This is a genomic window from Streptomyces sp. NPDC048277 (assembly GCF_040652235.1).
In the GTDB taxonomy this organism is placed as follows: Bacteria; Actinomycetota; Actinomycetes; order Streptomycetales; family Streptomycetaceae; genus Streptomyces.
Genome location: NZ_JBEZLQ010000022.1, coordinates 138,006 through 164,241 on the forward strand (window position 1 = coordinate 138,006; position 26,236 = coordinate 164,241).

At 73.4% G+C, this 26,236-nt stretch carries 21 protein-coding genes; 9 read left to right on the forward strand and 12 right to left on the reverse strand.

Annotated features, from left to right (window positions below):
* Nucleotides 1–6 precede the first annotated feature (6 nt).
* From AB0D85_RS37315 to meaB, 3 genes are read left to right on the forward strand one after another with little or no spacing between them, the layout of a single operon-like run.
* Nucleotides 7–1,812 carry a methylmalonyl-CoA mutase family protein gene (locus tag AB0D85_RS37315; protein WP_362330381.1) on the forward strand — a complete coding sequence of 602 codons (1,806 nt, stop codon included), beginning with the start codon at nucleotides 7–9 and terminating at the stop codon, nucleotides 1,810–1,812.
* Entirely contained in the window at nucleotides 1,812–3,971 is a 2,160-nt protein-coding gene (gene scpA / locus AB0D85_RS37320) for a methylmalonyl-CoA mutase (protein ID WP_362330384.1), read from the forward strand. Before AB0D85_RS37315 ends, scpA begins: the two co-directional genes overlap by 1 nt.
* Entirely contained in the window at nucleotides 3,968–4,954 is a 987-nt protein-coding gene (gene meaB, locus AB0D85_RS37325; protein WP_362330387.1) for a methylmalonyl Co-A mutase-associated GTPase MeaB, read from the forward strand. The genes scpA and meaB overlap by 4 nt, the downstream gene beginning before the upstream one ends.
* Here the strand turns inward: meaB and AB0D85_RS37330 are convergent.
* The 5 genes from AB0D85_RS37330 to AB0D85_RS37350 all read right to left on the reverse strand — a co-directional run bounded on the left by AB0D85_RS37330 (nucleotide 4,942) and on the right by AB0D85_RS37350 (nucleotide 9,283).
* Nucleotides 4,942–5,517: a sigma-70 family RNA polymerase sigma factor gene (locus tag AB0D85_RS37330; RefSeq protein WP_362330390.1), complete on the reverse strand. Its 576-nt coding sequence runs from the start codon at nucleotides 5,515–5,517 to the stop codon at nucleotides 4,942–4,944. The genes meaB and AB0D85_RS37330 overlap by 13 nt on opposite strands.
* Before the next feature lie 134 nt (nucleotides 5,518–5,651).
* Entirely contained in the window at nucleotides 5,652–6,299 is a 648-nt protein-coding gene (locus AB0D85_RS37335) for a hypothetical protein (protein WP_362330393.1), read from the reverse strand.
* A gap of 170 nt (nucleotides 6,300–6,469) precedes the next feature.
* Entirely contained in the window at nucleotides 6,470–7,216 is a 747-nt protein-coding gene (locus AB0D85_RS37340) for a hypothetical protein (RefSeq protein WP_362330396.1), read from the reverse strand.
* 115 nt (nucleotides 7,217–7,331) lie between these two features.
* On the reverse strand, nucleotides 7,332–8,069 hold the full coding sequence (locus AB0D85_RS37345; protein ID WP_362330399.1) for an alpha/beta hydrolase: 738 nt from the start codon (nucleotides 8,067–8,069) through the stop codon (nucleotides 7,332–7,334).
* A gap of 242 nt (nucleotides 8,070–8,311) precedes the next feature.
* Nucleotides 8,312–9,283, reverse strand: coding sequence for an alpha/beta hydrolase (locus tag AB0D85_RS37350; RefSeq protein ID WP_362330402.1), 972 nt, complete (start codon nucleotides 9,281–9,283; stop codon nucleotides 8,312–8,314).
* Between the two features lie 266 nt (nucleotides 9,284–9,549).
* On the opposite strand from AB0D85_RS37350, the gene AB0D85_RS37355 reads away from it, so the two are divergent.
* On the forward strand, nucleotides 9,550–10,782 hold the full coding sequence (locus AB0D85_RS37355; RefSeq protein ID WP_362330405.1) for an MFS transporter: 1,233 nt from the start codon (nucleotides 9,550–9,552) through the stop codon (nucleotides 10,780–10,782).
* 204 nt (nucleotides 10,783–10,986) lie between these two features.
* Nucleotides 10,987–11,892: a LysR family transcriptional regulator gene (locus tag AB0D85_RS37360; protein ID WP_362330408.1), complete on the forward strand. Its 906-nt coding sequence runs from the start codon at nucleotides 10,987–10,989 to the stop codon at nucleotides 11,890–11,892.
* Nucleotides 11,893–12,017: 125 nt separating this feature from the next.
* On the opposite strand, the gene AB0D85_RS37365 is transcribed toward AB0D85_RS37360, so the two are convergent.
* The 3 genes from AB0D85_RS37365 to AB0D85_RS37375 all read right to left on the reverse strand — a co-directional run bounded on the left by AB0D85_RS37365 (nucleotide 12,018) and on the right by AB0D85_RS37375 (nucleotide 14,685).
* Nucleotides 12,018–12,482 (reverse strand): DUF5709 domain-containing protein, encoded by a 465-nt coding sequence (locus AB0D85_RS37365; RefSeq protein WP_362330411.1) that lies wholly within the window; start codon nucleotides 12,480–12,482, stop codon nucleotides 12,018–12,020.
* Nucleotides 12,483–12,619: 137 nt separating this feature from the next.
* Nucleotides 12,620–13,621, reverse strand: a complete 1,002-nt coding sequence (locus AB0D85_RS37370; protein WP_362330414.1) for a helix-turn-helix domain-containing protein — start codon at nucleotides 13,619–13,621, stop codon at nucleotides 12,620–12,622.
* Nucleotides 13,615–14,685, reverse strand: coding sequence for a helix-turn-helix domain-containing protein (locus AB0D85_RS37375; RefSeq protein ID WP_362330418.1), 1,071 nt, complete (start codon nucleotides 14,683–14,685; stop codon nucleotides 13,615–13,617). Before AB0D85_RS37375 ends, AB0D85_RS37370 begins: the two co-directional genes overlap by 7 nt.
* A 163-nt stretch (nucleotides 14,686–14,848) precedes the next feature.
* On the opposite strand from AB0D85_RS37375, the gene AB0D85_RS37380 reads away from it, so the two are divergent.
* On the forward strand, nucleotides 14,849–17,686 hold the full coding sequence (locus tag AB0D85_RS37380) for an AAA family ATPase (protein WP_362330421.1): 2,838 nt from the start codon (nucleotides 14,849–14,851) through the stop codon (nucleotides 17,684–17,686).
* Here the strand turns inward: AB0D85_RS37380 and AB0D85_RS37385 are convergent.
* On the reverse strand, nucleotides 17,628–18,557 hold the full coding sequence (locus AB0D85_RS37385) for a helix-turn-helix domain-containing protein (RefSeq protein WP_362330424.1): 930 nt from the start codon (nucleotides 18,555–18,557) through the stop codon (nucleotides 17,628–17,630). The genes AB0D85_RS37380 and AB0D85_RS37385 overlap by 59 nt on opposite strands.
* A gap of 142 nt (nucleotides 18,558–18,699) precedes the next feature.
* Between AB0D85_RS37385 and AB0D85_RS37390 the strand changes: the two genes are divergently transcribed.
* Nucleotides 18,700–20,121 (forward strand): amidase, encoded by a 1,422-nt coding sequence (locus AB0D85_RS37390; protein ID WP_362330427.1) that lies wholly within the window; start codon nucleotides 18,700–18,702, stop codon nucleotides 20,119–20,121.
* On the opposite strand, the gene AB0D85_RS37395 is transcribed toward AB0D85_RS37390, so the two are convergent.
* From AB0D85_RS37395 to AB0D85_RS37405, 3 genes are read right to left on the reverse strand one after another with little or no spacing between them, the layout of a single operon-like run.
* On the reverse strand, nucleotides 20,102–21,028 hold the full coding sequence (locus AB0D85_RS37395; RefSeq protein WP_362330430.1) for a sugar phosphate isomerase/epimerase: 927 nt from the start codon (nucleotides 21,026–21,028) through the stop codon (nucleotides 20,102–20,104). The two genes, AB0D85_RS37390 and AB0D85_RS37395, sit on opposite strands and share 20 nt — an antisense overlap.
* 4 nt (nucleotides 21,029–21,032) lie before the next feature.
* On the reverse strand, nucleotides 21,033–22,202 hold the full coding sequence (locus AB0D85_RS37400) for a Gfo/Idh/MocA family oxidoreductase (protein WP_362330433.1): 1,170 nt from the start codon (nucleotides 22,200–22,202) through the stop codon (nucleotides 21,033–21,035).
* Between the two features lie 36 nt (nucleotides 22,203–22,238).
* Complete coding sequence (locus AB0D85_RS37405; protein ID WP_362330436.1) at nucleotides 22,239–23,288, reverse strand: Gfo/Idh/MocA family oxidoreductase; 1,050 nt, start codon at nucleotides 23,286–23,288, stop codon at nucleotides 22,239–22,241.
* Nucleotides 23,289–23,514: 226 nt separating this feature from the next.
* On the opposite strand from AB0D85_RS37405, the gene AB0D85_RS37410 reads away from it, so the two are divergent.
* On the forward strand, nucleotides 23,515–24,519 hold the full coding sequence (locus AB0D85_RS37410; protein ID WP_362330439.1) for a LacI family DNA-binding transcriptional regulator: 1,005 nt from the start codon (nucleotides 23,515–23,517) through the stop codon (nucleotides 24,517–24,519).
* A 417-nt stretch (nucleotides 24,520–24,936) separates the two neighbouring features.
* On the forward strand, nucleotides 24,937–26,187 hold the full coding sequence (locus AB0D85_RS37415; protein ID WP_362330441.1) for an extracellular solute-binding protein: 1,251 nt from the start codon (nucleotides 24,937–24,939) through the stop codon (nucleotides 26,185–26,187).
* Nucleotides 26,188–26,236 lie beyond the last annotated feature (49 nt).

The window sequence follows — 26,236 nt, forward strand, 5'->3', positions numbered from 1 at the left end:
CCGAGCATGACGGTCCTGCCTGACGACGGGCTCTCCCTGGCCGCCGAGTTCCCTGACGCGACACACGAGCAGTGGCAACGCCTCGTCGAAGGTGTGCTGCGCAAGTCGGGCAAGGAAGTCTCGGGCGAGGCCGCTGAGGACGCCCTGTCCACGACGCTGGAGGACGGGCTGCGCACCCGTCCCCTCTACACCGCGCGCGACAGCGCCCCCGACCCCGGCCTGCCCGGCTTCGCGCCATTCGTGCGCGGGGGCCGCCCCGAGGGCGCTACCGAGGGCGGCTGGGACATAAGGCAGCGGCACGCGGCGGCGCCCGACGGCGCGGTCCTGGCCGACCTGGAGAACGGCGTCACCTCGCTCTGGCTGGTGCTCGGCGAGGGCGGCATCCCCGTCGACGGCCTGGGCCGGGCGCTGGAGGGCGTCTACCTCGACCTGGCGCCGGTCGTCCTGGACGCGGGCCGGGAGGCCGAAGCGGCCGCCGCCGAGCTGTTCCGGCTGTACGACGAGAAGGGCGTCGACCCCAAGGCCGTACGCGGCAACCTGGGCGCCGACCCGCTCGGGTACGAGGCCCGCACCGGCACCGCCCTCCCCTTCGCTCCCGTCGCCGAGCCGGCGAAGCGGTGCGCCGCGGAGTTCCCGGGGCTGCGGGCGCTGACCGTGGACGCGCTGCCGTACCACGAGGCGGGCGGCTCGGCCGCGCAGGAGCTGGGCGCCTCGCTGGCCACCGGCGTGGCCTACCTCCGTGAGCTGACCGAGGCCGGGCTGGGCGTCGAACAGGCCCTGGCCCAGCTGGAGTTCCGGTACGCGGCCACCGCCGACCAGTTCCTGACGATCGCCAAGCTGCGCGCGGCGCGCCGGCTGTGGGCGCGGGTCGCCGAGGTCAGCGGGGCGGCCGAGGCGGGCGCCCAGGTGCAGCACGCCGTCACCTCGCCGGTGATGATGAGCCGCCGCGACCCGTGGGTGAACATGCTGCGCACGACGGTCGCCACGCTCGCGGCCGGGGTGGGCGGCGCCGACTCCGTGACCGTGCTGCCGTTCGACCACGCGCTGGGCCTGCCGGACGCGTTCGCCCGCCGGATCGCCCGCAACACCTCGACGATCCTGGTCGAGGAGTCGCATCTGGCCCGGGTGATCGACCCGGCCGGCGGTTCCTGGTACGTGGAGCGGCTGACCGACGAACTCGCCCACGCGGGCTGGGAGTTCTTCCGGACGATCGAGCGCGACGGCGGCCAGGCGGCCGTCCTGCGCTCGGGCCGGCTGCGCACCGACCTCGCGACCACCTGGGCGGAGCGCTCCAAGAAGCTCGCCAAGCGCCGTGAACCCATCACCGGTGTCAGCGAGTTCCCGCTGCTGACCGAGAAGCCGCTGGAGCGCGAGCCCGCGCCCGAGCCGCCGTCGGGAGGCCTCCCCCGGGTCCGCCGGGACGAGGCGTACGAGGAACTGCGGGCCCGCTCGGACGCCCATCTCGCGGCGACCGGCGCCCGCCCCCGCATCTACCTGGCGACGCTCGGCTCGGCCACCGAGTACACGGGCCGGGCGACCTTCGCCTCGAACCTCTTCCAGGCGGGCGGTGTCGAGCCGGTCACCGGGGGAAGCTTCGAGGAGAGCGGCGCCACCGAGGCCGTGCTCTGCTCCAGCGACGCGCAGTACGCCGAACAGGCCGCGCGGACGGCCGAGTCGCTGAAGGCGGCCGGGGCCCGGCACGTGGTCCTCGCGGGCCGGGGCGACTTCCCCGGCATCGACTCGTACGTCTTCGCGGGCTGCGACGCCGTGGCCGTGCTGTCCGAGACCCTCGACCGCATGGGAGTGTCCTGATGGGAATCCCCGACTTCTCCGGCATCGAGCTGGGGACCCCCGTCACCGACGGCAGCGCCGAGGAATGGCGGGCGGCCGGCGGTGACCTGCCGCTGTGGGAGACCCCGGAGGGCATCGGGGTCAAGCCGCTCTACACCGGCAGCGACCTGGAGGGCCTCGACTTCCTCGGGACCTACCCGGGCATCGCGCCGTACCTGCGCGGCCCCTACCCGACGATGTACGTCAACCAGCCCTGGACCATCCGCCAGTACGCGGGCTTCTCCACCGCCGAGGAGTCCAACGCGTTCTACCGGCGCAACCTGGCGGCCGGTCAGAAGGGCCTCTCGGTCGCCTTCGACCTGCCCACGCACCGGGGCTACGACAGCGACCACCCGCGGGTGACCGGTGACGTCGGCATGGCGGGCGTGGCCATCGACTCGATCTACGACATGCGCCAGCTCTTCGACGGCATCCCGCTGGACCGGATGACCGTGTCGATGACGATGAACGGCGCGGTGCTGCCCGTGCTGGCGCTGTACATCGTGGCGGCGGAGGAGCAGGGCGTACCGCCCGAGAAGCTGGCCGGGACCATCCAGAACGACATCCTCAAGGAGTTCATGGTCCGCAACACCTACATCTATCCGCCGAAGCCGTCGATGCGGATCATCTCCGACATCTTCGCCTTCACCTCGCAGCGGATGCCCCGCTACAACTCGATCTCCATCTCCGGGTACCACATTCAGGAGGCGGGCGCGACGGCCGACCTGGAGCTGGCGTACACGCTCGCGGACGGCGTCGAGTACATCCGGGCGGGACGCGAAGCGGGCCTGGACGTGGACGCGTTCGCGCCCCGGCTCTCCTTCTTCTGGGCGATCGGCATGAACTTCTTCATGGAGATCGCCAAGATGCGGGCGGCGCGGCTCCTCTGGGCCAAACTGGTCGGCCAGTTCGAGCCGAAGAACACCAAGTCCCTGTCCCTGCGCACCCATTCGCAGACCTCGGGCTGGTCGCTGACCGCGCAGGACGTGTTCAACAACGTCACGCGTACGGCCGTGGAGGCGATGGCAGCGACCCAGGGCCACACCCAGTCGCTGCACACCAACGCCCTCGACGAGGCCCTCGCGCTGCCGACGGACTTCTCGGCGCGGATCGCCCGCAACACCCAGCTGCTCATCCAGCAGGAGTCGGGGACGACGAGGGTCATCGACCCGTGGGGCGGCAGCGCCTACGTGGAGCGGCTGACGTACGACCTCGCCCGCAAGGCCTGGGCGCACATCCAGGAGGTCGAGCAGGCGGGCGGGATGGCGCAGGCCATCGACGCCGGTATCCCGAAGCTGCGCGTGGAGGAGGCCGCGGCCCGCACCCAGGCCCGGATCGACTCCGGGCGGCAGCCGGTGATCGGCGTCAACAAGTACCGGGTGGACAGCGACGAGGCGATCGAGGTCCTCAAGGTCGACAACTCCTCGGTGCGCGCCCAGCAGATCGAGAAGCTGCGGCGGCTGCGCGCGGAGCGGGACGAGACGGCCTGCCGGGACGCGCTCGACGCGCTGACCCGGGCGGCGGACGGCGAGGGCAACCTGCTGGAGCTGGCCGTGCACGCGGCCCGCGCCAAGGCCACCGTCGGCGAGATCTCGGACGCCCTGGAGAAGGTGTACGGCCGGCACGCGAGCCAGATCCGTACGATCTCCGGTGTGTACCGCAACGAAGCAGGCGAGTCCCCGAACGTGGACCGCACCCGCGCCCTGGTCGACGCGTTCGACGAGGCCGAGGGGCGCCGCCCGCGCATCCTGGTCGCCAAGATGGGCCAGGACGGCCACGACCGCGGCCAGAAGGTGATCGCGACCGCCTTCGCCGACCTCGGCTTCGACGTCGACGTCGGCCCGCTGTTCCAGACCCCGGAGGAGGTCGCCCGCCAGGCGGTGGAGGCGGACGTCCACGTGGTCGGCGTGTCCTCGCTGGCGGCCGGCCACCTCACCCTCGTACCGGCGCTGCGCGAGCAGCTCGCCGAGGAGGGCCGGGCCGACATCATGATCGTGGTCGGCGGGGTCATCCCGCCCCAGGACGTGCCGACCCTGCTGGAGATGGGCGCCACGGCCGTGTTCCCGCCCGGGACGGTGATTCCGGACGCGGCCTACGACCTGGTCAAGCGGCTGTCGGCGGAACTCGGGCACGACCTGTGATCGATGTCGACGCCTATGTGAAGGGTGTGCTCGACGGGAGGCGCGCGGTCATCGCCCGTGCCATCACCCTCGTCGAGTCCACCCGGCCGCAGCACCGGGCGCTGGCGCAGGAGTTGCTCACCGAGCTGCTCCCGCACAGCGGCCGGGCGCGGCGGATCGGCGTCAGCGGGGTGCCGGGCGTGGGCAAGTCGACGTTCATCGACGCGTTCGGCACGCTGCTGACGGGGCTGGGGCACCGGGTGGCCGTGCTGGCCGTGGACCCCTCGTCCACCCGTACCGGCGGCTCGATCCTGGGCGACAAGACGAGGATGGAGCGCCTCGCCGTGGACCCGAACGCCTTCGTCCGGCCCTCCCCCAGCGCGGGCACGCTGGGCGGGGTCGCGAAGGCGACCCGGGAGTCGATGGTGGTCATGGAGGCCGCCGGGTACGACGTGATCCTGGTCGAGACCGTCGGCGTGGGGCAGTCGGAGACGGCGGTCGCCGACATGGTCGACTCCTTCCTGCTGCTCAGCCTGGCCCGCACCGGCGACCAGCTCCAGGGCATCAAGAAGGGCGTCCTGGAGCTGGCCGACGTGATCGCCGTCAACAAGGCGGACGGCCCGCACGAGCGCGACGCCCGGTCCGCGGCACGGGAACTGGCGGGCGCGCTGCGGCTGATGCACGGCAAGGACCCGTTCTGGACACCGCCGGTGCTGAGCTGCAGCGCGCGGGAGTCGACCGGCCTGGAGCTGGTCTGGGAACGCCTGGAGCAGCACCGGGCGTTGCTCGAGTCCACCGGGCGGCTCACGGACAAGCGCCGTGAGCAGCAGGTGGGCTGGACCTGGGCGATGGTGCGGGACGAGCTGCTCGGACGGCTGTACGCCCACCCCGCGGTGCGCGCGGCCGCCCCCGGCCTCGAACGGCAGGTCAGGGACGGCTCGTTGACGGCGACGCTGGCCGCCGAACACATCCTCAAGGCCTTCGAGGAACCTCAGGCCAACTGATCCTGGAGCGCTTCGCGGGCCCGGGCCACTCGGGAACGGACCGTGCCGACGGGGCAGTCGCTGACCTCGGCGGCCTCCGCGTAGGGCAGTCCGAGGAGCTGGGTGAGGACGAACGCCTGGCGCCGTTCGTCGGGCAGCGCCGCAAGGAGGTCGAGCAGTACGACCCCCTCCTCGAAGCCGGGCAGCCCGTGCGGCTGGGCCCGCTCGACGGCGAGCTGCCAGTCGGGGACGTCCGCCGGGCGCGGCCGGACGGCGGCGTACCGGTGACTGTCCACGACGGCCCGGCGGGCGATCGACAGCAGCCAGGAGCGGGCCGACCCGTGCCCCTCGAAGCGGTGCAGGCTGCCCAGCGCGCGCAGGAACGTGTCCTGCGCGAGGTCGTCGACCGCCTGCGGGTCGGCACACAGATGGGCGACGTAGCGCAGGACGTCGCGGTGCAGGGCCCGTACGAACGCGTCCACGGCGGCCGGGTCGCCGGACCGGGCCGCGAGGGCCCAGGCCGTGATCGACTCGTCGCGTTTCTCGGGCGCCTCGGCGCGTGCGGGCAGGACAGAAGTGATCACTCGGTGTCCTCGGGAGAGAGGTGAGAGGGGGAGACGGCCGGCCCGGCTCTGCGGCGCTCGCGGTGCTCAAGCGGGCGTACGGCCGCCGTGTTCGTCCGGGGCGCGCAGGGGCGGCCCCGGAACACCAGCTGTCGTCAGGCGACAGCCGTCCGCACGGGCGGACCCCGAGAAGTGATCGCATGGACGAGGAGAAGAAGCCGCGGTGCCCGGTCCGAACGGCGGCGGCGCGGGCGGGGGCGCGGCCGTTCGGGGGTTGGGGGCAGGGCGAGCAGCAGCCGCAGCGGGGCGGCGAGGCGGCCGGCGACGGCCCGCAGGATGCGGAACGCCGCGCGTTCGCCGTGGCCGAGCCAGAGACCGCACAGCAGCGCGGCGAGGAGGTGGGCGGCGAGCATGCCGGTGGAGGCGGTGCCGCCGGTGCCGAAACCGAGGTATTCGACGGGGTCGGTGTGGGCGGGGCCCATGTGCATGGAGGCCATGTCGCCGGCCATGTCCATATGCATGGCGCCCATGGGTGTTGACCTGGTGGTCCACACCTGGGCCGCGGAGAAGCCGGAGTGCAGCGCCGTCTGGGCGCCGACCGCGGCGGACGCGACGAGCGGCAGCCCGCGTTCTCGTCCCGACAGGGACCAGCCCAGGGCGGCGGTGACCGCCATGCCCGCGGACAGTGCCCAGACGGGCACCGGACTGCCGGACATCATGACGTGGCCCAGGGCGGCGAGCAGCACGCACACGGCCGCGAACACCGCGGACCGTATCGTGCGCGCGCACCAACCTGCCGTCATGGCGCATCATCCTTGCATCCGCTGCGGGGCCTTCGGGGAGTGGTACGGGGATCCACAGGGGGCGTGCTCAACTCATAGGTGCGGAGGGTTTGTTCACAGTCGGCTGCGGGCCGGTGGGGGCTGGTCGCGCCCACGCGGCGGAGCAGCACATCGATATGGCCCCGCGCCCCTTACGGGCGCCCCGCCCAAGGGCCGTCCGGCACTCCCGGTCGTACCTTCTCCCCCGTCACGTCCACCACGATCGTGCGGTCGTCGTCCAGGTCCGCTCTGACGCGGCGCAGCCGCCCCGCGCTGTCGATCCAGTACGTCAGAGGCGGTTCACCGGGCGGCGGACTCGCCGGCGGGGGGCCGGAGAAGACGTCGTACGTCCGCCCGTCGATCCGGTCCTCCCCCAGATGGCGCGGCCCCGACCGGACGAGCAGCCGTGTGCTGTCCGGGCGGTCGGCGGCCAGGCTGAGCGTCAGCCGCAGTGCGGTGTCCAGCGAAGCGGGGCCGTACCGGCGGCGGATCCAGGCGGCCGGCCTGACCCGCGCCGCGTCCCGCACCGCCTCCGCCAGCGACGCCGGTTTCGCCAGCGGTCCCGCGCTGCCGTCGACCCGGGGACGGGCGACCGACAGCCCGGTACCGTCCCACGCCAGCAGCCCCCGCTCCGCCGCGTCCCCCGTGTCGAACCAGCCCACCGCCCGGTGCCGGTGCTCGTCGACCACCGCGCGGATCACGGCCGTACCGCCGGGCAGCGGCGCCTGTACCGTCACCTGCTCCGGGCTGTCCCGGTACGCCCGGAACCGGGTGAGGGCCATCCGCCCCGCCTCGGCCGCCGAGAGCGGACGGGGGTCGTCACCGCCGCCGACGAAGGGCAGCACCCCGCATGCTCCCGTCACCACGGCGAGGGCCGCCCAGGTCCAGGGGGATCGCATCCGTGCTCGTACTCGCGCCGCTGTCCGCATGGCAACGTACCTACACGCGGACGGGCCGCGCCCGGTCGACACCGGTGCGCGGCCCCCTCGGCATCACCCTTGCGGGGTGCGCCGTTTACTCCGTAGCGAGGTTCCGGACGGCCTCGCGGATCAGGTCGGCGACCTTCTCCGGGTGCGCGAGCATGACCAGGTGGGAGGAGTCGACCTCCACGGTGGTCATGCCGGCGCGTTCGTAGCCGTAGCGCTCGACGTCGGGGTTGATGGTGCGGTCCGAGGACGACACCAGGCCCCAGGACGGCTTGGTCCGCCAGGCCGCGACGGGGGCCGCCTCGGCGAAGGCCGCACCGGCCAGGGGGCGCTGCGAGACGGCGAGCACCCTGGCCAGGTCCGGGTCCACGTCGGCCGCGAAGATCGCGGGGAACCTGTCGATCTCGACGGTGACATCCGTGCCGGGCTCGTCCGAGCCCTCGACCGGGAACGGCGTGTACACCAGGGCCGAGGCCAGGTCGGAGTCGGGGAACCGGCCCTGGAGTCCGCCGAGGCTCTCGCCCTCCTCCAGGGCGTAACCGGCCAGGTAGACCAGGCCCTTCACGTTCTCCTCGGCGCCCGCGACGGTGATGACCGCGCCGCCGTAGGAGTGGCCGACCAGGACGACCGGGCCTTGGACGGCGCGGACGACCGAGGCGATGTAGGCGGCGTCGCCGGTGAGGCTGCGGTTGGGCACGGCCGGGGCGAGCACCTTCAGGCCGTCGGCGAGCAGTTCGGGGACGACGCGGGCGAAGCTGGACGCGTCGGCGAAGGCGCCGTGCACCAGGACGACGGTCGGGGTGGGGGTGGGCGTGGGGTCGGTCATGGGTGTTCCTTGTCGGCTGTCCGAGGGCTGACGGGAGCGGCTGGGCGAGCCGGGCGAAGTCCGCCGCGGTTCGGCAGCGCCCTGAAGGGGCGCGGGGCCGTATTGCTGTGGGGCTACCGCAGCGTGGGCGCGGGCCGGCCACGACGGCGCCGAGGACGATCGACGGCGTATCGCGGCCTCGCGGCGGAGCCGCACATCGGCACAGTCGGCGGAACGCTCACGTGCTCACGCCGGTCCCCGGATCAGGCGGTGTGCAGGGCCGCGTGCAGGGTGCGCACGGCCAGCGAGATGGCGGCCTCGGCCGCATGCGTCTCGCGCAGGGCGTTCAGCATCACGAAGTCGTGGATGATGCCCTGGAAACGGACGGCGGTGACGGGCACGCCGGCCTCGCGCAGCTTGTTGGCGTAGGCCTCGCCCTCGTCGCGCAGGACGTCGGCCTCGGCGACGACGACCAGGGCCGGCGGCAGGTCCTTGAGCTGCTCGACCGTGGCGCGCAGCGGGGACGCGGTGATCTGGGCGCGCTCGGCCTCGTCGGTCGTGTACTGGTCCCAGAACCAGAACATGCCGTCGCGGCGCAGGAAGTAGCCCTCGGCGAACTGGTGGTAGGAGTTGGTGTCGAAGCTCGCGTCGGTGACCGGGTAGAACAGCACCTGCTGGAGCAGCGGGACGCCGCCGCGCTCCTTGGCCATCAGGGTCAGCGCGATCGTCATGTTGCCGCCGACCGAGTCACCGGCCACCGCGATCCGGGTCGCGTCCAGGTCCTTGGTCGCGCCCTGCTCCACGACCCACTTCGCGACGGTCCAGTTCTGCTCGATGGCGACCGGGTAGCGGACCTCGGGCGAGAGGTCGTACTCGGGGAAGACGACGGCGGCGTTCGCGCCGACGGCGAGTTCGCGGACCAGGCGGTCGTGGGTGTGGGCGTTGCCGAAGACCCAGCCGGCGCCGTGGATGTAGATGATCACCGGCAGGACGCCCGTGGCGCCCGCGGGCTTCACGATGCGGGCGCGGACGGTGCCGGTGGGGCCGCCGGAGACCGTGATCCACTCCTCGTCGACCGCCGGCTTCGCGATCTCGCCGGACTGCACCTCGTCGACCGCCTTGCGGCCCTCCGCCGGGGCGAGGTCGAAGAGGTAGGGCGGGTTGGCGGTGGCCTCGACGAAGGCCTGGGCGGCGGGCTCCAGTACCGGCTTGACGGGGACGAAGGCTTCGGACATGCAAGTCTCCTGGGATCACGTGAGGCACACCGGCCGTTCCGGCGCCGCCGCGGCCCACCGTAGGAGCTTCGCGCGCACGGCAGTTGACCCCCAGTGCACACCTGGTGTCCGCTCAGCGCACGCGTGTCCGGGCCCGGCAGCGCAGATGGGGTCATCTCCGACGGAGATGACTGAAATCCCGAACCATCGCCGTGGCGGGGGAAGCACGGCGGGCGGCGGAGCGCTTGTGCTCGGTGAGAGCAACACCTCCTGTGAGGAAGGTCCCCGTGTCCCAGTCGTCGTCCGAAGTCAGCTCCCCGCGCGGGAAGACAGCCGTCGAGCCCGCCCACGGGGTGCCGGGCTGGCTGATCGCGCTGTTCGCCGTCGCCTCCGGCATGACGGTCGCCAACCTGTACTACGCGCAGCCCCTGCTGTCCGAGCTGCGCGGTGTCTTCCACATCAGCACCGCCACGGCGGGCGCGTTGATCACGCTCACCCAGGTCGGCTATGTGATCGGCATGGTGTTCCTGGTCCCGCTCGGCGACCGGCTGGAGAAGCGGAGCCTGATCACCGCCCTGCTGACGGTCACGACGCTCGCCCTGGTGGCGGCCGGTCTCTCGACCGGGTTCCCGATGCTGCTGATCGCCTCGCTGATCAGCGGTGCCACGTCGGTGGTCGCGCAGATACTCGTCCCGTTCGCCGCGAGCCTCGCGCCCGACCACGCCCGGGGCCGGATCGTGGGCCGGGTGATGAGCGGCCTGCTCACCGGCATCCTGCTGTCCCGCACGCTCAGCAGCCTGGTCTCCGGCGTCGCCGGCTGGCGGGTCGTCTACCTCGGCTCGGCCGTCCTGATGGCCCTGCTGGGCGTGGCCCTGCGGCTGGCCCTGCCCAAGCACGCGCCGACCACGTCCGTGCCGTACCACCAGGTGCTGCGCTCCACCGCGGCCCTGGTGCGCACCCACCCCGCGCTGCTGCGCCGGGGCCTCTACCAGGCGGCGATGTTCGGTGCCTTCAGCGCCTTCTGGACCACCGTCTCGTACGTCCTGACCGGGCCGCGCTTCCACTACTCCGCCGTCGGCGTCGGCGTCTTCGCCCTCGTCGGGGCGGCCGGTGCGGCCGTCGCCCCGCTCGCCGGGCACTGGGCCGACCGCGGGCTGACCCGGCCGATGACCGGTGCCGCGCTCGCCGTCGCCGCGCTCGCCTTCGCGATGGCGGGCCTCGGACAGCACAGCGTCGTACTGATCGCGCTCGCGGCCGTCGCCCTGGACATGGCCGTGCAGACCACGCTCATCCTCGGCCAGCACACCGTCTACCAGCTCGATCCCCTCGCCCGGGCCCGCCTGAACAGCGCCTTCATCGCGATCTTCTTCATCGGCGGCGCCTTCGGCTCCCAGCTCGGCTCGGTCGCCTACCGGGCCGACGGCTGGAACGCGGTCAGCATCTTCGGGGCCGCCCTGCCGGTGCTGGCACTGCTGTACTGGCTCACCGAACGCAGGCCGGGGGCGCAGCGGTCGGCGTAGGGCCGCGGGGGGGCGCGCAGGGTGGGGATACGCCGGGCCCCACCCCCTGCTCCCGACCCGGTCCTGGGCCAACAACGACCACGTCCACCGGCTCCCACCAGTCGCACCCGCTGCCCGCCCGGCACGTCGGCGACACTCCCTGGTCCGCGTCCGGGACAGGGCCGCGGCCGGCCGGCTGCCTAGGATGCGGCGGAGATCGCCGCCGTGCCGAGGCGGGCGCTGGGCCACCGGGAGCGGATGATGGACCTGCGGCAGATGGAAGTCGTGGTCGCCGTGGCGGACGCGGGCGGGTTCACGGCGGCGGCGCGGCGGCTGCACCTCGTCCAGTCCGCCGTCTCCGGCACGGTCCGCGCCCTGGAACGCGAGCTGGGCGCCCCGCTGTTCACCCGGACCACGCACCGGGTCGCGCTCACCCCGGCCGGTGAGGCGTTCGTCCCGGCGGCACGGCAGGCGTTGCGCGCCGCCGAGCTGGCCCGCGAGGCGGTCGACGCGGCCAAGGGCGAGCTGCGCGGCCGGGTGACGGTCGGCACGATGCAGGGGGTGTGGGCGGACCTGCACCACGCGCTGGCCGCGCTGCGGGCGGAACATCCGGGCGTGGTGGTCCGGTTGCGGCAGGCGGCGGTCGCCGACATCCGGCAGGCGCTGCGCGAGGGCACGGTGGACCTGGCGGTGGTGGCGCTGGACCGCGGGCAGCAACGGGGGCTGGTGACCAAGGTGCTGTCCCGGGAGGAGATGGTCCTGGTGGCCTCGCCCCGCCGGAGTCTCGGCGCGAGCGGTCCCGGGGGCACGGTCGACCTGGCCGACATCGCCGAGCTGCCCCAGGTGGAGTTCACCCCCGGCTGGGCGATCCGCGACGCGGCCGACCGCGCGTTCCGCGCGGCCGGTGTCGAACGCGCCACGACCTTCGAGGTCAACGACATCGTGGCCGCGTCCGAGCTGGTCCGGGGCGACCTCGGCGTCTGCATCATGCCGCCGACCATCGCCGACCGCTTCCCGGACCTGACGACCCACCGGTTCACCCGGCACGCGCCGAGCTGGCGGGTGATGGTGGTACGACCGCCGGGCGAGCCCCCGGCGGCGGTCGCGGCGCTGCTCCAGCACATCACCTGACGATCCGGTGCCCGGTCGAACCACGGATGGGACAGCTGCCGTTCGAGAGCACTGATCTCGTCCCCGCCCGCCGGCACCTCAGAGGGCAGGGACTGCTTCCCTCCCCGCCCCCGACGTGCCGGTCGTCAGAAGCTCTCGGACTCCGGGATCACATGCATCGCGGCCTCCTCCGCCGACGCCCCGGCGCCGTCCAGCCCGGTGTCGGAGGCGAACAGGTCGGTCTCGGTGTTCTCGTGCGCGCCCTCGTCCGGTGCGACGAGCCGTCCGGCGCGGACGTCGCCGACCTCGTCGTCGACGAGTTCGCCGTCCGTGTCCCAGGAATCGCCGAGGTCGTCGCCCTCCGGGACGCCGATGTCCGGCACCTCCTCGGCGAGGCGCTCGTCCAGGGTCTCCCCGCGCCGGCCCTCCGCCGCCGTCACGCCCGTGTGCTCCACGGCCCAGGGCCGCTCCGGCGGCGAGTAACCCTCGTCCAGGGCCTCCTCACCGGCCCGGTAGTCCAGGGTGTCCGAGGCGTCCAGCAGCCCCGCGTCGTCCTGCACCTCCGAACCGTCCGGCTGGTAGACCTCGTCGCCCATCGCCTCGTCCGTCATACGTGCTCCATCGTCACTCGGGCCATCGGTTCGATCCGGCCGTCAACCGGAAAGCGTAGGAGGCGGGATCGCGATCGGGCAGTGCGATCACGAAAGCCACGACGGGCAGGGCGGACCGGACACCGCCAGGGGTGCGGTCAGTCCGAGCGCGTCCCGGGTGTGGGCGGTCGGGGAACGGCCGGCTCCGTCGCTCCCGCCCCGGCCGCCGCCCCGCGCCACTGCGCCGGTGACATCCCGTACGTCTCGCGGAAGGCCCGGCTGAAGTGGGAGGGGCTGGTGAAGCCCCAGCGTGCCGCCACTGTGGCGATCGGCCGGTGCGCGGCGTCGGGGCGGGCGAGTTCCTCGTGGGCCGCCTCCAGCCGGCGCGTGCGCACCCAGGCGCCCACGGTGGTGCCCTGGCGCTGGAAGAGCCGGTGCAGATAGCGCAGCGAGATGGCGTGCTGGTCGGCGATGTCCTGCGGGGTGAGCCCGGTTTCGCCCAGCCGGGCCCGGACGGACGCGGTGATCCGCTCCCACAGGGCCGACTCGGGCCGTTCGCCGATCCGTTCGAGGGCCACCGTGGCGAGGATCTCCGCGACGGTACGGGCGAGTTGTTCGCGCCGGGTCGCGGTGGCCCGGGTGACCTCGTCCACGAGTCCGTCGAGCAACGGCAGCAGCAGGGCCGCCGCTCCCCCGTCGGCCGTGTCGACCACGCCGGCGGTGAGGCTGCGCAGTTGCCCTTCCTCCAGGCGCAGCAGGGCCCGCGGCACCATGAGGATCCGCGCCCGCTGCGGCTCGGGGAGCACGATCCGGAACGGGCGCCGGGCGTCGTGGAACGCCAGGTGGCCGGGGTGGAGTTCGGCGGTGCGGCCGTCCTGGAGCAGCAGGGCGGTGCCGTCCAGTTGCCGGCGGACCAGGATGTGGCCGCGGGGATCGGCGGCCACCGAGCGGGCCCCGCGCAGGATCGTGCCGGGGCCGAACTCCTCGGTGGCGATCTGGAGGGTGCCGAGGCGTTCGGCGGCCAGTTCGCCGGTCCAGGGACGGCCGGGCTGCACGGTGACCTCGACCTCCACGAAGGTGCGCGAGAGGGCGCGTTGCCAGGAGGCGATGCGGTCGCCGGGGGCCAGATCCCGGGTGGAGCAGGTCACCGCCGTCAGCACGGCTCCCCGCCCGCCCGTATCCGGTCCAGCCAGTCCGTCGGTGACAGTCCGAAGGAGTTGCGGAAGGCCTTGCCGAACCCGGCGGGGCTGGCGAAGCCCCAGCGCCGGGCGACCTGGCCCAGGCTGACGGCACCCGGCGGCTGCCCGGCGAGCTCCCTGCGGCACTCCCGCAGGCGCTGGTCGCGGATCCACCGGCACACGGTGGTGTCCTCGGCCTGGAACAGCCGGTGCAGACAACGGACCGAGATGCCGTGCGCCCCGGCGACGACGGACGGGGTCAGGCCGGGCTCCGACAGGTGCCAGCGGATGTACGCCTGGACGCGCAGCAGCAGGACGCCGTCGGCGCCCGGCAGGTCGGCGGGCTCCTCCCCCAGCAGGTCCGCCGCCGTGGCCGAGACCAGGTCGATGACGCTCCCGGCCAGCCGCTCGGCCGTGGGTGTCGCATACGACGGGGCGGTGTCCGCCAGCCGCTCCAGCAGCGGTGCGAGCAGGGCGGGGAGCCCCCCGCTCGGGCGTACCGCGCGGCCGGTGAGCAGGCGCAGGTCGGCCTCCCGGAGCTCCAGCAGCCGACGCGGGACCGCGAAGATCTTCAGCCGGAAACGTTCCGGGAAGGTGGTGCGGAAGGGGCGTACGGTCTCGAAGAAACCGATGTCGCCGGCCCTCAACTCGGTGGTGCGGCCGTCCTGTTCGACCCGGGCCCGGCCGGTGCTCTGGACGGTCACGAAGACCTGCCGGCCGTCGCCCCGGGCGATGAACCGCGGTGCCCGGTGGACCCGGCCGGGGTCGGCCTCCACCGTGGAGATCTGCAGGTCCCCGAGGTGGTCGGTGCGCAGGGTCGCGTCGTAGCTACGGCCCTCGGTGGCGATGTCCATCCCGACCAGGGTGTCGAGCACGGCGTCGTGCCAGTAGTCCAGGCTCTCGCCCGGCGGCACCGAGCGCGTGGTCAGCACCCTGGTGCGCCCGCTCGCCGAGCCGGTCGGACACCGGCGTCTCTCCTCGTGGGAGCCGATCGCGGTCGGCATGCCGTCAGCGCCGGTCGTGGACTGCGGCGGCTGGACCGTCATTCATGTACTCCCACGGCGGTGCGCGTTCCTCCTGGTCAGGGTCATCATCGTGGAGACCGGGGCGGCGGCGCTTCTGTCACATGACCAGTCACCCGGGATGCCGGGTCCGTCGGTAGCCGCTGGCAGGATGGCCATGTCAACGGCTCGACCACGAAGGACCTTCATGTACGCCGGCCCCGATCACCCCTCCGCCCCGGGCATCCTGGGACGGGCTGCCGAGCTGGCCCGTCTCGACCGGCTGCTGGGGGCGGTGGACGGCGGTGGTCCGCAGGTGCTGGTGCTGACCGGGGAGCCGGGGGCGGGCAAGAGCACGCTCGTCGAGCGGACGGCCGAGCGGGGGCGGGCCCGGGGCCTCGGGATACTGCGGGTGCGCGGCAGCGAGGGCGAGACGGGCCTCGGTCTGTCGGGCGTCCACCAGCTGCTGCATCCGCTGCTGCCCGGAGAGGATCTGCCGGCGGGGCAACGGGAGGCCCTGGACCGCGCCTTCGGTGCCGTGGCGGCAGGGCACGAACGGCGGCTGGACCAGCTGTCCCTGTGTGTCAGCGTGCTCGCGCTCATCGCCGGGGCCTCCGCGCACCGGCCCCTGCTCCTCGTGGTCGACGACGCCCAGTGGCTGGACCTCGGCTCGGTGGACGTGCTGGCCTTTCTCGCCCGGCGGCTGGAGGGCAGGCCGGTCGTGCTGCTGCTGGCCGCCCGCGAGGAGAGCGTGCCGGCCCGCTTCGACCGGGACTTTCCGCAGGTGACCGTGGGTCCGCTGAGCCGTACCGCGGCGGGGCTGCTGCTGGACGCGCAGCCGGAACCGCCCCGGGGCAAGGCCCGGGCCGAGATACTCCGGCAGGCGGCCGGCAATCCGCTGGCCCTGATCGAGCTGCCGCGGGCCCTGGCCCGGGACCGGACGGGCGGTGCCAGAGGTGCCGGGGGTATCGGTGGTATCGGTGGTGCGGAGGGTGCCGGGAGTGCGGCCCTGCCGCTCACGGCGCGTCTGGAGAACCTGTTCGCCGCCGACCTGCCCGGCCTGCCCACGCCCACGCGGGAGGCCCTGCTCCTGGTGGCCGCGGCGGGCACGGCGGACCTGACCGACCTGGTCCGTGCCGCCCCGGCGCTGGACGTCGTCCGGGCGCTGGAGCCGGCCGAGCGCGTCGGCCTGGTGCGGGTGGAGAGCGGCCGGGTGCTGGTTCGGCACCCGCTGGTCCGGTCGGCCGTCTACCACGCGGCCTCCTTCCACGAACGCCGGCAGGCCCATCTCGCGCTGGCCGCCGGGCTGGCCGGGGAGCCGGACCGCCGGGCCTGGCAGCTGGCCGCCGCGGCGACCGGTCAGGACGCGGAGGTCGCCGACGCGCTGGCGGAGAGCGCCGAACGCGCCCGTGGCCGGGGCGGCTACGCGGCCGCCGCGACCGCGCTGGAACGCGCCGCCGAGCTGACCCCGGCACCGGAGCTGCGCGCCCGGCGCCTGCTGACGGCCGCGCAGTCGGCCATGTTCGCCGGCCATCCGCAGTGGGTCGGCGAGATGAGCGGCCGGGTCGGCGGGATGACCGAGGATCCGCGCCTGCGTGCCGAGGCCTCGCTGCTGGGCGGCTGGGCCCTCGGGGTCACCCTCCGCCACGAGGACGCGCTGACTCTGCTGCTGGACGTCGCCGAGACCAGTGCCGCGTCCGCCCCGGACCTGGCCCTCGGCGCGCTGAGCACCGCCGCGACGTCCGTCTACAACTCCGGGTCCCCCTACCACCGCACGGAACTCCGCCGGATCAGCGCCCTGATCGACGAGCACGGCGATCCCGCGGGCTGCGCCTGGGCCCAGGCGGTCATCGACCCCCACCACGAACGGCCGCTTCTCATGCGTCACTTGGCGGACGGACTGGCGGCCCTGGCACAGGAGGAGTCCCTCGGGAACCTCACGGCGCTGGGCGGCACGGCCTGGATCCTGGACGAGACCGAGCAGGCCGTACGCATCCTCGGCCGGACCATGGACGTCCTCCGGCGGGCCGGCAGCGCGGGCACCAACGCGACGGTGACCCAGGCGCTCGCCCTCGCCCTGTTCGAGAACGGCTCCTGGACGGCGGCCGAGGAGGCGGCGGACGAGGCCCTGTGGATGGCGACGGAGGCGGGAGCCGACAACGTGACCGTGGGCGCCCGCGTCCTGCGGGCCACGCTGCGCGCGCTGCGCGGCGACCACACGGCGGCGCGGACGCAGGCGGCGGAGGCCGTACGGGGCGTGGACCTGCGCAGGTCCCTGAGCCTTCAGGTCCGCCACCGGCACGCCATGGGCATGGCCGCGTTCGTGGCCGGCGACCACGCCGACGCCTACGAACAGCTGCGCGCGGTCTTCACCCGGGACTTCCGCCCCGCCCCCGTCCACTACCACGCCTCCCTCTACCACCTGGGCGACCTGGCCGCCGCGGCGGTCCGCGCCGGGCGGGCGGAGGACGCCCGCACGGTGGTCGACGCCGTGACGCACGACCTGAAACCCGACCCCTCCGCCAGGCTGGCCGCCGTACTCCACCGGGCCACCGCCCTGCTGACCGACACCGTCGACGCCGAACACCACTTCCGCGCCGCCCTCGACGACCCCGCCACCGACTGCTGGCCCTTCGAGAAGGCCCTCACCCATCTCGACCTCGGCGAGTGGCTGCGCCGGCGCCGGCGCAGCGCCGAGGCCCGCCCGCACCTCAACGCGGCACTGGAGTGCTTCCAACGCCTCGACGCCCGCCCCTGGACCGAGCGCACGGCGGCGGAGCTGCGGGCGGCGGGGGCGGCGACGGCCACCGCTCCCGCAGGTGAACTCACCCCCCAGGAACGCCAGATCGCCGAACTGGCCGCGCAGGGCCTGACCAACCGCGACATCGCGGCCCGCCTCTACCTCTCCCCCCGCACGGTCGGCTACCACCTGCACAAGATCTTCCCCAAGCTCGGCATCACGGCCAGGGCCCAACTCCGGGACGCCCTCACGCAGGAAGAGCAGGAGGGGCGGGGGGAACGGAAGGGACAGGAGGGATGGGGGTGACCGGGCGCCGGGGCCGTACCGCGGTCGCGGACAGGTATGCGGGGGCGGCCCACGCCACGTCGTCGACCGCGAGCCACGGCGCGGCCGAGACCGCGCCCGGTGTCGCCCCGGCGAAGGCCCGCACGTCCCGGTGGAGGTGGGACTGGTCGGCGTAGCCGATCTCGGCGGCGATCAGGGCGGCGCTGTGTCCCGCGGCGAGCCGGTGGGCCGCGTGGTCGAAACGGACCAGTTGCGCGGCGCGTTTGGGGGTGATGCCGAGCTGGGCCCGGAACCGGGACCACAGCCGCTTGCGGCTCCAGCCGACCTCGTCCGCCAGCGGCTCGACCCGGACCCCGCCGAGGTGCGTCACCATCTGCCCCCAGACGAAGGCGACTTCGGGATCGACGGCGCGGCCCGCCTCGTACCGCCGGGCGAGCGCGGCCTCGGCGAGGGCGAACCGCTCGTCCCAGGACGCGGCCGAGCGCAGTCGTTCCCGGAGGCGCTCGGCGTCGCGGCCCCAGAGGTCGTCGAGGGAGACCACCGCCCCGCCCAGTTCCGCGGCGGCGCCCAGCACCGCGTGCGCGACCGGCGGCGACAGCCGCAGCTGGAGACACTCGACGGCCCGGCCGCGGCCACGGACGCCGGTGGCCCCGAAGCCGACGACCATGCTGCCGTCGTAGCGCCGGCCGCTGTCGTCGTCGACGGCGAGCGAACGGTCGCCGAGGTCGACGGCCACCGTGACGGCCGGGTACGGGACCACGCCCAGCTCCACGAAGTCCGGCGTGCGCGCCCGGAATCCGGCCATCCCGAGCCCCGGCAGCCGACCGCGCCGCGCCGGGGTCGCGATGTCCCACACCGCGGCGAACTCACGGGCCGACCGGGCGGATCGCATGCCGCCAGGCTACGGGACATTCGTCCAATACGGGCATACACGGCCGCACCGAGACTGAGGCCCACCAGTCCCGCGATCCCCCGATCCCCCGATCCCCCGATCAGAGAGGCCTCATGTGATGCACTCCCCGATGGACCCGTTCATGTCGGCCGTCGAACTCGCCGCGGCCATACGGCGGAAGGAGCTCAGCCCGGTCGAGGTGGCCGACTGCTACCTCGGGCGGATCGACGAGCTGGACCCCGGCCTCAACGCCTTCTGCCACCGCGCGGACGACGATGTCCGCAAGGCCGCGGAAGCGGCGGCCGACGCGGTGGTGCGGGCCGCGTCGCCCGCCGACCTGCCGCCGTTCCTCGGTGTCCCGCTGCCGGTCAAGGACCTGCTCGACGTGGCGGGTTGGCCCACCACCTACGGTTCCGCGGGCGCCGCCAGGACACCGGCGACAGCCTCCGATCCGGTCGTACGACGGTTCGTGGCCGCGGGGTTCGTGCCGCTCGGGAAGACCACCACCTCCGAGTTCGGCGCCCTGCCCTTCACCGAGAGCGAGGCGCTGGGCGTCTCGCGCAACCCGTGGGACCCGGACCGTACGCCGGGCGGGTCGTCGAGCGGGGCGGGGGTGGCCGTGGCCGCCGGGATGGCGCCCCTCGCGCATGCCGAGGACGGCGGCGGGTCGATCCGCATCCCCGCCTCCTGCACCGGACTGGTCGGCCTCAAGCCCACCCGTGGTCTGGTCGCCAGTGGGATCGTCCTGGTGGAGGGGCTGGCCGCCGCCGGCACGGTCACCCGGACGGTGGCGGACACCGCGGCCGCCCTCGACGTGCTCACGCGGCACGACCCGGGCGCGTGGTGGTCGCCGCCGACCCCGCGTGGTTCCTTCGCGGCGGCGATGCGGGCGGACGCGCCGGCGGGGCTGCGGATCGGCGTGCTCACCGACCCCCCGATCGACGGGATCGCGGTGGACCCGGCGTGCAGGGCAGCGGTCGACGCCACGCTCCTGACCCTCGAAGCGGCCGGTCACCACATCGTCGACACGCCCCTCCCGCTCCCGCCGGCCGACGAGTTGGTCACGGCGTTCACGGCCATCTGGAACATCGCCGCCGCCGGGATCGAACTGGCGGATCCGGACCGCGTCGAGCCCCACAACCGTGCCCTGCGCGAGGCGGCACACGCCACCGACTCCTGGGCCTACGCGGAGGGCGTGCTGAAGACGCAGCGGCTGTCGCGCCGTATCGTCGAGGGCTTCCTGGCGGGCTTCGACCTGCTGGTCACACCGACGATGGCCTGCCTCCCGCCCCGTATCGGCGCCTGGCGGGCGGGCACGGACGGCCATCCTCTGGCGGCGCTGCTGAACAGCTATCCGATGGGGGTGTTCACGTCGGTGTTCAACGTGACCGGTCAACCGGCGGTCTCGCTCCCCGTCCACCACGACGAGGCCACCGGCCTGCCCGTCGGTGTCCAGATCGTCGCGGCACCCTGGCGCGAGGACCTGCTGCTCCAGGTCTCCCGCACCCTGGAGCTCGCCCACGGCTGGGCCGGCCGCCGCCCGCTCAGTGCAGCAGCGGGGTGATGAACCGGGCCGCGTCCGTGACGCCTTCCACGGCGTCCTGGACGGGGTCCTCGTTCTCGATGCTGACGACGTCGTCGTAGCCGACCTCGGCCAGCGCGTCGATGAACGGCGCCCAGAACTCGGCGCCGTGGCCGTGGCCGACCGTGCGGAAGGTCCAGGCCCGTTCCTCGGGGGTGCTGTAGGGGCGGTTGTCGAGGACGCCGGCCAGGGCCAGCTGTTCGGCGCGGTACTCGACGTCCTTGAGGTGGACGTGGTGCACGGCCGGGCCGAGCGCGCGGACGATCGCGGCGGGGTCCATGCGCTGCCAGAACAGGTGGCTGGGGTCGACGTTGGCGCCGATGACCGGGCCGACCGCCTCGCGCAGCCGCAGCAGCGTGGGCACGTTGTAGACCATGTGCAGCGGGTGCAGTTCGAGGGCGATCCGCTCGATGCCGTGGTCGGCGGCGAAGGACGCGAACTCCTGCCAGAAGGCGATGGTCTCGTCCCACTGGCGGTGGAGCAGTTCGATGTTCTCCGGCGGCCAGGGGTAGAAGATCCAGTTGGTGAGTTCGGCGTCGGGGGACTCGCCCGGGGTGCCGGTCATCGTCACGATCTTCTTGACGCCGAGCTGCTCGGCGAGCCGTACCGCCGCTTCCATGATCTCGACGTGGCGGGTGCCCTTCCGGGGGTGCATCGGCCACGCCGAGCAGTTCACCGCGCCCATGCGCAGGCCCCGGGAGGCGAGCGCGTCGGCGAACCTCCCGCGCTCCTCCGCGTCGTCGACGAGGGTGAAGACGTCCAGGTGCGGGGCGCTGGACTGGCCGCCCGCGGCCATCTCGACGGCGGTGCCGCCGAGCCTGACGGTGAGGTCGAGGGCTTCTTCGAGGGTGAGGTCGGGGACCGAGTCGGTGTAGAGGCACAGTTCCATGGGGTCAGCTCCCGTTGGGGGTTGCGAGTCCGAACAGGCCGCGGGTGCGGACGGTCGAGGTGGCGGGTACGTCGAGTTCGCCGAGCCCGGTCACACCCCGTCGGTGTACGGGGCTGTCGACGGGCAGGGGGATGCCGACGCTCCGGCCGAGGGCCGCGGAGGTGTAGGCGGCGACGGTGGCCTCCAGGGTGTGCAGGGCGGCGCGCCCGGGGGCGGCGGGGGCCCGGCCGACGGTGACCGCGTCGGCGAAGTCGGCGACGGTGGCCCGCAACGCGTCCGCGACCAGCGGCACGAGTTCCTGTCCTGCCGGGAGACCGAGGGTCTCGGTGCCGGCCTCGGTCGTCAGCCGCAGCGCCTCGAAGGGGGCCCACGGGATGGTGCCCTCGTCGCGGTAGCGCAGCACGATGCGTCCCTTGCCGCCGTTGATCCGGATGCCCCCGGGGCCGAATCCCCAGCCGATGTTGACGAGCGCGGCGCGGCGGGCGCTCTCCAGGCGGCACAGGGCGAGACCCTCGACCGCGTCACCGGGGGTCGCGGCGTCGACGTACGCGGACACCCTCTCGACGGGTTCGGCGAGGAGGTGCTCGGCGAGGTAGACGCCGTGGAGCATGTCCATCAGCACCCCGCCGCCTGCCGCGGCGGGGTCGTGCCGCCACTGCGGTCGGTAACCGGCGGCACCGGGCGAGTCGACGACCCCGAGCATGTCGACCGCCACCGTGCGGACTTCGCCGATCGCGCCGTCGTCGATCAGCGCCCGGGCGGCGATGATCTCGGGGAAGAAGAGGTAGTTGTGTACGACGCCGAGCACGACGTCGGCCGTGTCCGCGGCCTCGACCATGGCGGCTGCGTCGGCGGGCGTGGCGGCCAGCGGCTTCTCGCACAGGATGTGCTTGCCGGCGGCGGCCGCGGCGATCACGAGGTCGCGGTGCAGATGCTGCGGGGTACACACGTCCACGACGTCGACGTCCTCGCGGGCGAGCAGCGCGAGGGCGTCGCTGTGCACCTGCTCGGGCGTCAACCCCGTGTTCGTACGGCCGAGTTCGAGCCGTTCCGGGGTGGGGTCGGCGAGGGCGGTGACGGTGAAGCGGTCCGGTTCCGCCTGGTAGGCGGGTACGTGGAAGTTCAGCGCGACGTTGCCGCATCCGACGATGCCGACGCGCAGGGGTGTGGTCATGGCGGGGCTCCTTGGGGGGCCTGTGGACCTGTGGGCCTAGCGGCTGATGGCAGCGACGGAGGGCGCCGGTTCGACCGGGCGGCCGAGGGCCGCGGCCCGGCGGATCGCGTCCACCACTTCCGCCTGGTCGACCGCGTCGGCACGGCCGAACATCGGCGTCGTGCCGTGGGCGATGGCGTCCGAGACGGCCTCGAACTCGATCCGGTAGGCGTCGGTGTTGTCCGGGTCGTCGGCGAAGGTCAGCCCGAACGCGCCGTCCGGGTCGACCGGCAGCCGACGCGTCTCGCCGTCGCGCTCCAGCTCGATGTGTCCGGTGCGGCACAGCCACGGATCCGGGACGGTGATCTTCCCTTCCGTACCGATGACCTCCAGCTCGTCCCGCCGGGGGAAGTCGAGCGCGACGTCGAACTGGGCCAGTACGTCGTCCGGCATCTCCAGCGTCGCGGCCAGCCGCAGGTCCGCGCCCTCCGCACCCTCGGCCCGGTCGAGGACGCGCGCGGCGTGCACGCGCAGCGGGTGCCCGGCCAGCAGGCGGATGGCGCTGACGCAGTAGCAGCCGAGGTCCAGCGAGGCCCCGCCGCCGAGGGCGGTGGTGCGCCGGATGTCGCCGGGCGGGACGGCGACCGTCAACGCGGCCCGGACCTGGGCCGGCCGGCCGATCGCACCGTCCGCGACGAGCTCGCGGACGAGCCGGGTCTGCGGGTGGTGCCGGTACATCAGCCCCTCGGCGCAGAGCCGCCCGGCGGCCTCGGCGGCGTCGAAACAGCGCGCGGCGTCGGCGGCGTCGAGGGCGAGGGGCTTCTCGCACAGCACATGCTTGCCGGCTTCGAGGGCCTTGACCGTCCACTCGGTGTGCATCGCGACGGGCAGCGGGACGTACACGGCGTCGATGTCCTCGCAGGCGAGCAGCTCGTCGTACGAGCCGAAGCCCTCCGCCGCCCCGATGTCGTCGGCGTAGCGGCGGGCCCGTTCGGCGTCCCGCCCGCCGACGGCGACCAGGTCCGCGTGCGGCGAGGACGCCAGGGCGGCGGCCACCACCCGGCCGATCCCGGCGGTCGACAGCATCCCCCAGCGGACGGCGCTCATCCCTGGCCTCCGGCTCCGGTCTTCACCACGCGTCGCCCGATACGTCCGCGTCCGATGAGGGCGATCCGCATGAGCACTTCCCTTCACTTAGATCGATCTAAATTGCGTCTGGCTGGAATGATGTGACGTCCCCGGGCGGCCGTCAACCCTTGGTTTGGATCGATCTATACTGCAGGCGAGACAAGGCAGCCGGCTGCCCTGCCGTCGTCGAGGCCCGGGAGGTCGTATGTCCACCCCGAAGCGGCCGACGCTGCTGGACGTGGCGCACCGCGCGGGCGTGTCGCGGGCGACGGCCTCCCTGGTCATCCGGGACGCGCCCGGCCCGAGCGCGGAGTCCCGGGAGCGGGTGCGGCAGGCCGCCGCCGAACTCGGCTACCGCCCCGATCAGGCCGCCCAGCTGCTCCGCCGCCGCAACAGCCGGCTCCTCGGCGTGATGTTCAGCGCCCAGGAACCCTTCCACGCCGATCTCATCGAGCACATCTACGCCGCCACCGAGGAGGCCGGCTACGACGTGGTGCTGAGCGCGGTGGTCCCGAGCCGTGGCGAGCGCCGCGCGGTCGAGTCGCTCATCACCTCACGCTGCGAGGCGATGATCCTGATCGGCGCGCGCGAGGCCTGCACCGCCGGCATCGGCGACCAGGTCCCGGTCGTGGAGATCGGCCGCCCCAAGAACGAGACGGTGTTCGACGCGGTGCACACCGCCGACGAGGAGGGCGCCAGGATCGCCGTGGAGCACCTCGTCTCCCTGGGGCACGGCGACATCGTCCACGTCGACGGCGGCGAACGGCCCGGTGCCGCCGAGCGGCGGGCCGGCTATCTGGACGCGATGCGCCGCCACGGACTCGGGGGCCGGGCCCGGGTGGTGCCCGGCGACTACACCGAACTGTCCGGCTCCGAGGCGGCCCGCACCCTGCTGGCCGCCGGCCCGCTCCCCACCGCCGTCGTCGCGGGCAACGACCAGTGCGCCATCGGACTCCTCATCGAGCTCCGCCACGCCGGGGTCGACGTCCCCGGCCGGGTCTCGATCGTCGGATACGACGACATCCGCTCCGCACGGCTCGCGCACATCGATCTCACCACCGTCCGCCAGGACGCCCGGCAGATGGCGAAGCTCGCCGTCCGGGCCGCCGTGGAACGGCTCGGCCAGGGCACGGGCACGGCCGGCGCGGCCCGGGAGTTCAGTCTCGCGCCCCAGCTGGTGGTCCGCGGTTCGACCGGGCCGGTGCGCTGACGGAGGCAGCCGGGACGCGTCGGGACCTCGCGAACGCCGCCGGTCCGGAGGAAGCCTTCCCGCGCGCCGCGCCGTCCTCCGCGCCGTCCTCCGCGCCGTCCGGCGGAGGCCGTCCCTCCGGTCAGCCGCCCGGTCCTCGCCGGAGTCACGAAAAAGTTTCGTAACCGACGGTTTTCCCCTCCTTGTCCGGGCTGTGAATTCCGTGTCAGTGTCCCGGTCCAGCAGGCAGACCGTCCGCGGTGACAGCACCGAAAGCTTTTCGTGCGAGCTGCTCAGCTGCCTGGCGCAGGAACAAGGCGTGTGCCGAGAGAAGAGAGACAGAGCATGCACGGATACCCGGTACTCGGTCGTGCGGGAGACCGCGCGCTTGCGAGAACGCGACGCGCGGTCGTGGCCGCCGTCACCGCGACTGCGGCCATGAGCCTGCTCGCCGCGTGCGGGACCTCGGGGCCGGCCGGTTCGTCCGGGGGGTCGTCGTCGAAGGGCCTGACGATGTGGGCGCTCAACGACCAGACGATCCTCAAGGACTCGGTGGACGCCTACAACAAGGACCACCCGGACGCGAAGATCACGCTGCGGCTGTTCGCGAACGACGACTACAAGCAGAAGCTGCGGGTGGCCTTCGGCGCGAACCAGGCCCCGGACATCTTCTTCAGCTGGGGCGGCGGCGCGCTGGACGACTACGTCAAGGCGGGCAAGGTCGACACCCTCACCGACGCCCAGGTGAACCTGCTGCGGTTCACGCCGAGCGTCCTGAAGAGCGCCACCTTCGACGGCCAGGTCTACGGCGTGCCCGCCAACGGCCTCGCCCCGGTGGTCCTCTACTACAACAAGAAGGTCTTCAAGGCCGCGGGCATCGAGGCCCCGAAGACGTACGACGACCTGCTCACGGACGTCAAGAAGCTCAAGGGCGCCGGCGTCACCCCGATCTCCCTCGCGGCGAACTCCAAGTGGCCGACGCTGATGTACCTGGAGTACCTGCTGGACCGCGAGGGCAGCTCGGGCGTGTTCGACGGGATCGCCTCGGGGAACGCGGCCGGCTGGAAGGACGCCTCGGTCACCGCGGCCAACAAGGACCTCCAGGAGCTCGCCAAGGCCGGTGCCTTCGGTGACAACGCCTCCTCGGTCAGCTACGACCAGGGTGCCTCCACGGCCCTGCTCTACACGGGCAAGGCCGGTATGGAGCTGATGGGCACCTGGGAGTACGCGAACCTGGTCAAGGCCGCCCCCGACTTCGTGAAGAAGGACCTCGGCTATGTCGCCTTCCCGGCCCTGTCCGGCGGCAAGGGCGACGCGAAGGACATCGTCGGCAACCCGTCGAACTTCCTGTCCCTGAACTCGAAGAGCAAGAACAAGTCCGCGGCCCTCACCTACTTCAAGAACTACGTCCTGAACGACTCCCAGATCGACGCCTACCTGGCGGCCGGCAGCGTGCCCCCGGTCAACAAGCTGGACTCGAAGCTGGCGGCGGTGAAGTCGGCCGACGACAAGAAGTGGCTGACCTTCGTATACGGCCTGGTGCAGAACTCCCCGGGCTTCCAGCTCTCCTGGGACCAGGCGCTGCCCTCCGACCAGGCCGACCCGCTGCTGACCAACGTGGACAAGTCGTTCCTGCGGCAGATCACGCCCGAGCAGTTCGGCACGAACATGAGCAAGGCGGCGCAGTAGTGACCACCGTGGTTCGTACGTCGCGGCCGGTCGCGTCCCACAGGGCGCG

Excerpts from the sequence above, each read along its gene's own strand:
- AB0D85_RS37415 (WP_362330441.1), top strand. The coding sequence starts at position 24,937 with ATGAGCCTGCTCGCCGCGTGCGGGACCTCGGGGCCGGCCGGTTCGTCC.
- AB0D85_RS37395 (WP_362330430.1), bottom strand. The coding sequence starts at position 21,028 with ATGGAACTGTGCCTCTACACCGACTCGGTCCCCGACCTCACCCTCGAA.
- AB0D85_RS37340 (WP_362330396.1), bottom strand. The coding sequence starts at position 7,216 with ATGCGATCCCCCTGGACCTGGGCGGCCCTCGCCGTGGTGACGGGAGCA.
- AB0D85_RS37390 (WP_362330427.1), top strand. The coding sequence starts at position 18,700 with ATGTCGGCCGTCGAACTCGCCGCGGCCATACGGCGGAAGGAGCTCAGC.
- AB0D85_RS37410 (WP_362330439.1), top strand. The coding sequence starts at position 23,515 with ATGTCCACCCCGAAGCGGCCGACGCTGCTGGACGTGGCGCACCGCGCG.
- AB0D85_RS37365 (WP_362330411.1), bottom strand. The coding sequence starts at position 12,482 with ATGACGGACGAGGCGATGGGCGACGAGGTCTACCAGCCGGACGGTTCG.
- AB0D85_RS37385 (WP_362330424.1), bottom strand. The coding sequence starts at position 18,557 with ATGCGATCCGCCCGGTCGGCCCGTGAGTTCGCCGCGGTGTGGGACATC.
- AB0D85_RS37350 (WP_362330402.1), bottom strand. The coding sequence starts at position 9,283 with ATGTCCGAAGCCTTCGTCCCCGTCAAGCCGGTACTGGAGCCCGCCGCC.
- AB0D85_RS37335 (WP_362330393.1), bottom strand. The coding sequence starts at position 6,299 with ATGACGGCAGGTTGGTGCGCGCGCACGATACGGTCCGCGGTGTTCGCG.
- scpA (WP_362330384.1), top strand. The coding sequence starts at position 1,812 with ATGGGAATCCCCGACTTCTCCGGCATCGAGCTGGGGACCCCCGTCACC.
- AB0D85_RS37380 (WP_362330421.1), top strand. The coding sequence starts at position 14,849 with ATGTACGCCGGCCCCGATCACCCCTCCGCCCCGGGCATCCTGGGACGG.
- AB0D85_RS37400 (WP_362330433.1), bottom strand. The coding sequence starts at position 22,202 with ATGACCACACCCCTGCGCGTCGGCATCGTCGGATGCGGCAACGTCGCG.
- AB0D85_RS37315 (WP_362330381.1), top strand. The coding sequence starts at position 7 with ATGACGGTCCTGCCTGACGACGGGCTCTCCCTGGCCGCCGAGTTCCCT.
- AB0D85_RS37345 (WP_362330399.1), bottom strand. The coding sequence starts at position 8,069 with ATGACCGACCCCACGCCCACCCCCACCCCGACCGTCGTCCTGGTGCAC.
- AB0D85_RS37405 (WP_362330436.1), bottom strand. The coding sequence starts at position 23,288 with ATGAGCGCCGTCCGCTGGGGGATGCTGTCGACCGCCGGGATCGGCCGG.
- AB0D85_RS37375 (WP_362330418.1), bottom strand. The coding sequence starts at position 14,685 with ATGACGGTCCAGCCGCCGCAGTCCACGACCGGCGCTGACGGCATGCCG.